The sequence below is a fragment of the Bradyrhizobium sp. CCBAU 25338 genome, from assembly GCF_028128965.1.
Classification (GTDB): domain Bacteria; phylum Pseudomonadota; class Alphaproteobacteria; order Rhizobiales; family Xanthobacteraceae; genus Bradyrhizobium; species Bradyrhizobium liaoningense.
Genome location: NZ_LFKY01000005.1, coordinates 1 through 499 on the forward strand (window position 1 = coordinate 1; position 499 = coordinate 499).

Here is a 499-nt window from a genome sequence, read left to right on the forward strand (position 1 = left end):
TGACGTTGCCCCCAAGTTTTATCCAGACCTGAGTTCGTTCGGGCGGTTGGATGTGCCCATCCGGGCGGTGGTAGCGGCGGGAGCTGGCGCGGAGCTCTCGGCATAGCGCAGCGCCAGATCCCGACGCGGATTGCAGGTGGCGGCGAACTCGGATGGCGTCTTCCATCCGAGCTGGGAGTGCGGCCGAGCGTCGTTATATTCGGCCTGCCAGCATCGGAGCGCAACGCGGGCCTGGGCGAGCGAGGTGAACAGCGTCTCGTTCAGCAGTTCATCCCGCAGGCGGCCATTGAAGCTCTCGATGAAGGCGTTCTGCATGGGTTTGCCCGGCGCGATGTAGTGCCAGGCGATGCGGCTCTGATCGGCCCATGTCAGGATGGCATTGCTGGTGAGTTCGCTGCCGTTGTCGCTCACCACCATCTTGGGCTTGCCGCGCTCGGCGACCAGCCGGTCCAGCTCCCGAGCGACCCGGGCGCCCGAGAGTGAGGTGTCGGCCACCAGC

At 65.9% G+C, this 499-nt stretch carries 1 protein-coding gene; it reads right to left on the reverse strand.

The genetic code is table 11. The features are described from left to right. Positions 1–18: 18 nt before the first annotated feature. On the reverse strand, positions 19–499 hold a 481-nt coding region (locus ACM42_RS08365; RefSeq protein ID WP_271527482.1), incomplete at its 5' end, for an integrase core domain-containing protein.